The 2,577-nt window shown below is 66.2% G+C and carries 3 protein-coding genes; 1 reads left to right on the top strand and 2 read right to left on the bottom strand.

Features of this window, described 5'->3' with window-relative positions; translation table 11 throughout:
* On the bottom strand, positions 1–339 hold a 339-nt coding region (locus PGX04_RS30920; protein WP_273741985.1), incomplete at its 3' end, for a CoA-binding protein.
* Between the two features lie 162 nt (positions 340–501).
* Positions 502–2,049 carry a class I adenylate-forming enzyme family protein gene (locus tag PGX04_RS30915; RefSeq protein WP_273741984.1) on the bottom strand — a complete coding sequence of 516 codons (1,548 nt, stop codon included), beginning with the start codon at positions 2,047–2,049 and terminating at the stop codon, positions 502–504.
* 162 nt (positions 2,050–2,211) lie between these two features.
* On the opposite strand from PGX04_RS30915, the gene PGX04_RS30910 reads away from it, so the two are divergent.
* Positions 2,212–2,577 (top strand): UbiA prenyltransferase family protein (locus tag PGX04_RS30910; protein ID WP_465263860.1); only part of this gene is annotated, 366 nt, incomplete at its 3' end.

Below are 2,577 nucleotides of genomic sequence, written 5' to 3'. Positions count from 1 at the left end.
CCGCTGCAACCGCACGCCCGCTTCGCCCGCCTCGGCGAAGCCGCCCGCGAATACGACCGCGCCACCGATTCCCGCCTCGCCGCACTCCTCGACGACGTCCGGGACGACCGTCGCCGGCACGCACAGTAGCGCGAGGTCGACGGCGTCATCCTCGATATCGGTCACAGAGGACACGAACTCCCGGTCGAACGCGGTCCCCTCCGCCGACGGGTTGACCGGGTACACCGGACCGTCGAACTTGACGGCGTTTCGCATCGCTTCGTAACCGATCTTTCCGGGCGTCTCGGAGGCCCCCACCACAGCGATTCCGCTCGGGTCAAACAGGCTCGTCACGGCCATACAGAGGCAGTCGAATCAGCGGCTGAAAACGTTTTCCCTAGTTGGGTATCGAGATGGCGGACGGCGCGTTCCGACCGATCATCGGTGCGCGGAACGGGGACGTCCGGCAGCCCCGCCCGGAGCAAGCGACCAGCGTCGGAACGTCCGCGTGTCCTCGATCCCTTACGCGTCGAAGAACACCTCGTAGATCGTCGCCCGTTCGATCGTTCCCGTGTCAGTCCGTGGGAGCGGTTCGCTCGTCACCGCGTACTCGCGCGGTCGCTTGAAGTTGGCCAGTTCGTCGTTGTCCTCGCAGAACCGGTCGAGGGCCTCGACGTCGACGTCGTCGGGCCCGTTCGCGTAGACGACGCACGCGATGCGGTGACCCCACTGTTCGTCCTCGAGGCCGACCACGACCGCCTCCTCGACCGCATCGTGAGACTCGAGGACGTCCTCGACCTCCTCGGGGTAGACGTTCTCCCCACCGCTGACGATCATGTTGTCGACGCGGCCGACGATGTAGAGGTAGCCGTCCTCGTCGAGTTCCGCGCAGTCGCCCGTCCGGAGCCAACCGTCGACGTACGTTCGCTCGCTCTCCTCGGGGTGGTCCAGGTAGCCGTCGCTCATGCCCGGTCCGCGGGCGATGATCTCGCCGATCTCGCCCGGTTCGACGGTCGCCGTCGGGTCGGGATCCTCGTCCGGGTCTGCAGCCTCGACGACCCGAAGCTCCCACGTGAACGACTCCGTGCCGATCGTCCCGGTGTGGTCGTCCTGCAGCGACGGGTGGGCGAAGGTGAGATTCGGGCCGCCCTCGGTCAGTCCGTAGGTGTTGTACACGCTCTCGGTCAGGTGCTCCGAGGCCTTTTCGACGAGCCGCTCAGTCACGATCGACCCGCCCGTGCGGATGTACGAGAGGGTGTCGACGTCGTACCCCTCCTCTGCCTGCGCGTCGGCCAGCACGTGTAACTGGGTCGGAACGGCGAGCATCCCCGTTACGTCGTGGTCCTGGACGAGGCGAAGCGCCTCGTCCGGTTCGAAGTCGGACTGCACGACCATCGTCGCGCCTGCCATGACGTGCGGGAGGATCCACGCGTCGGTCGTCACCATGTGGTACCAGGGCGTCGTGACGAGCGCGGTGTCCGTCTCTACGATGGACATCTCCATGACGACCTGCGCGGCACCGTACCACATCTGCTCCTGGTCGAACAGCACCCCCTTCGGCGTGCCTGTGGTTCCGCTCGTGTAGAAGATGCCGTGTTCGTACGCCGGATCCGGCTCGACCGGCTCCGTCGACGCGTTCGCGATCACGTCCTCGTAGTCTTCGATGTCCGCACGGTCGATCGTCTTCTCGCCCGCGTGGATCCCCATCTCGATCGCCGTGCGGTCGAGCACCTCGAGGGCCTTTTCGGCGTTCGCGTCGTCGAACAGCAGAGTCGCCGCCCCTGTCGGCTCGAGTATCGACGCGAGGGTGCCGGGGCTATCGCGGAACGGGAGCTGTACGTTCGCGAGTCCCCGCTTCTGGCTCGCCAGCATCGTCTCGATCGCAGTCGTTCCTGTGCGGGCGAGTGTCGCGATGCGTCGATCCGGGACGCGTTCGTTCAGCGCGTTCGCGAGTCGGGTCGTTCGGTCGTCCAGTTCGCCGTACGTCATCGACTGACCGTCGTCGGTCACGAGCGCCGTCTTCGACGAGTGACACCGGACGGTTCGCTCGAACGTGTCAATAAACTTCATCAGTCTGGTCGCCTATGTGTGATACCGGCTACCGGGCGTATTAATTATTATGATGAACCGCGGTTTGACGGGGAGTGCTGTTCGGTGGTTCCCCGGTGCCGAATCCGGGCCGAGGCGTCGCTGAACGGGACCGGTTATAACCCTCGACACCCACGAACGAGCGTGCAAGAACGCTCGCACCCAACGCGGCTTCGCCGGACGACTCGAGGGCTCGCCGCGCACGTCCAACCAGTGTTCCTCCTGCCGGGGATCGCGATGTCGTTCTTCGGCGTCCTCCTCGCCGGCGACGCCACGGTCACGACGGCAGTCGTCCACGCACTCGCGATCGGGCTGGCCGTCTACGTCGCCCACCTCAAGGACGGCTACGTCGACCACTACGTCAGGGGAGAGGACGCCGAAAATCCCCTCGCGCCGACCGAGATCCTAGTCGCGATCTTCGCCGCAAGCGCCGCCTTCGTCGGCTGCGTCGGATCCCTCTGGGCGGCCGCCGGTCCCGTTCCGGCCGTGCTCACCGCGCCGCTCGTCGTC

It is taken from the genome of Natrinema soli (genome assembly GCF_028618695.1).
Note: the sequence above shows the minus strand (reverse complement) of the source record. Positions and strands in the feature narration are given on the sequence as shown.

Excerpts from the sequence above, each read along its gene's own strand:
- PGX04_RS30915 (WP_273741984.1), bottom strand. The coding sequence starts at position 2,049 with ATGAAGTTTATTGACACGTTCGAGCGAACCGTCCGGTGTCACTCGTCG.